2 protein-coding genes are annotated in these 2,067 nt (G+C 64.7%); both read right to left on the minus strand.

Features of this window, described 5'->3' with window-relative positions; all coding sequences use genetic code 11:
- Positions 1 to 1,406 (minus strand): TonB-dependent receptor (locus VN047_RS14030; protein WP_325543692.1); only part of this gene is annotated, 1,406 nt, incomplete at its 3' end.
- Positions 1,407 to 1,564: 158 nt separating this feature from the next.
- On the minus strand, positions 1,565 to 2,067 hold a 503-nt coding region (locus VN047_RS14035; protein ID WP_325543694.1), incomplete at its 5' end, for a phosphoesterase.

Here is a 2,067-nt window from a genome sequence, read left to right on the forward strand (position 1 = left end):
GCCGCGACGCAGCCGGGCGAGGTCGGCGAATATAGGCCCGCGAGCGCGCCGCCCGAGATCAGGCGGCACGCGGCGAAGCGGCCGTACTGCGTCCCGAAGCGGAGGTTGTCGCGCACAGTCAGCTTTTCATTGGCGTAGAAACCGCCGACGAGCCAGTCGAGTTTCCCGTCGAACGCCTCGCCCTGCACCCGCAGTTCCTGCGTGAAGGTGTGGAACTGGCGATAGGCATCATCGCTCGGCGCGCGATAGAGGATGTCGACCGAACCATAGTCGAGGTCGCCCGCCTGCCCGGAACGATATTCGCGGTAGCCGGTGATCGACGTAACCGTCGCACCGCCGAGGTCATAGTCGATCTGGCCCGAGAAGCCGTAATCCTTGGTCTTCCCGGCAAAGCTGCGGCCGGGGCTCACCCAGATGTTGCGGTCATAACCCTGGTTGAACGCCGCGAGCGGCTGGCCGAGGTCGCGAAGCACATTGATGATATTGTTGCCGTTGGCTGCGGGCACCCCGCCGACCGACAGCGGGCTCGACGGGTTGTTGAGATTGCCGATCGCGGGATTGACGCTGTTGTCGATATAGGTCGCGCCGCAGCATTTCTCGTTGCGATAGGTATAGTCGGCGATCAGCCGGATCGACAGCGCGTCGGTCGGCTCGAACAAAAGCTGGCCGCGTACGAAATAGCGATCGCGATCGTTGACGTCGGTGTTGTTTGCGGCGTCCTTGAGGAAACCGTCACGCTTGACCCAGATGCCGTCGATGCGCGCGGCGAGCGTGTCGGTGATCGGGCCGGTGACGCTGCCGCCGATCCGCCAATAGTCGTAATTGCCATAGGTGACTTCACCCGTGGCGCCGAATTCGAAGCTCGGCTTTTTCGAATAGATGCTGATCAGGCCCGCCGACGAATTGCGGCCGCCGAGCGTGCCCTGCGGGCCGCGCTGCACCTCGACGCGATCGATTTCGCCGAGTTCGTTGAGGCCGATACCCGAACGCGAGCGATAGACGCCGTCGATGAACACGGGGACCGAGCTTTCGAGGCCGGGGTTGTCGCCGACGGTGCCGATACCGCGGATACGCGCCGAGCCGTTCGCTTCCGATCCGGTGGAAGAAACGAGCAGCGACGGGGCGACCTGGTTCAGCTGGCGGATGTCGTTTGCGCCGCTGTTCTGCAGCGTTTCGGCACTGACTGCCGAAATCGCGACGGGCACGTCGGCGAGACGCTGGGCGCGACCCTGCGCGGTGACGACGATTTCATTGTCGCCCGCGGCGGCAGTGGTCGCGGTGTCGGCCGCATCCTGGGCAGCCGCATCCTGTGCAAAGGCAGGTACCGCGGTAGCAGTGATTGCAATCGAAAGCCCCAGCGCGCTGCTACGCAGTAATCGGGCGGCAAGAAGGGAAGAAGATTTCATATCGGGCACTCCTCTCAACATTTAATTTTTTTTGTTGCGAGTGGAGCATAACTCAATTGCCCCGCCTTTCCAGCGGGAGGCCCGTATTTACGTCGTTTTTGACGGGGTGATGCTTTTTGGCCACAGGCGAAAAGCGCCTGTCCGGCGATGACCGAAAGCTAGTTCGCCGCGACCCTGCGGCTTGCCGTAGCGTCATCGGCCGACCCGCCGGGACACGGGAAGCAGAGCCGCCGGCCCTGCGCGACGAGCATCGCGTGGTAGGCACCGGCAAAATTGGCGGCGATGGCAGGATCGTCGACGGCAAGCCCGCCGGTCAGGCTGCCGTAGGCGGGCAGTATCAACCGACGGTCGTCGCCGGCGAAGCACGGGCGCGAAACGAGCCGGCCGCGCGAGCTGACCCGGAGCTTGGGGTGGAAATGCCCCGAAACCTCCGGCCGCGTTTCGCTGGCGAGGCTCTGGTGGCGAAAGACGATGCCATCGACGACGATCTCCTCGGCGATGGCGCCGCCCCACGCTCCGCCACTCAGCCCGTCATGATTGCCCGCGATCCAGAGCAATTGCGTCGAAGCCGCCTGCGCGTGCAGCCGTGCGGCGATCGCGGGCGCAATGCGTTCGGCGGCGGCGCGGTCGTGAAAGCTGTCGCCGAGGCACCAGACCGCGC

The organism is Sphingopyxis sp., from assembly GCF_035565275.1.
Taxonomy (GTDB): domain Bacteria; phylum Pseudomonadota; class Alphaproteobacteria; order Sphingomonadales; family Sphingomonadaceae; genus Sphingopyxis.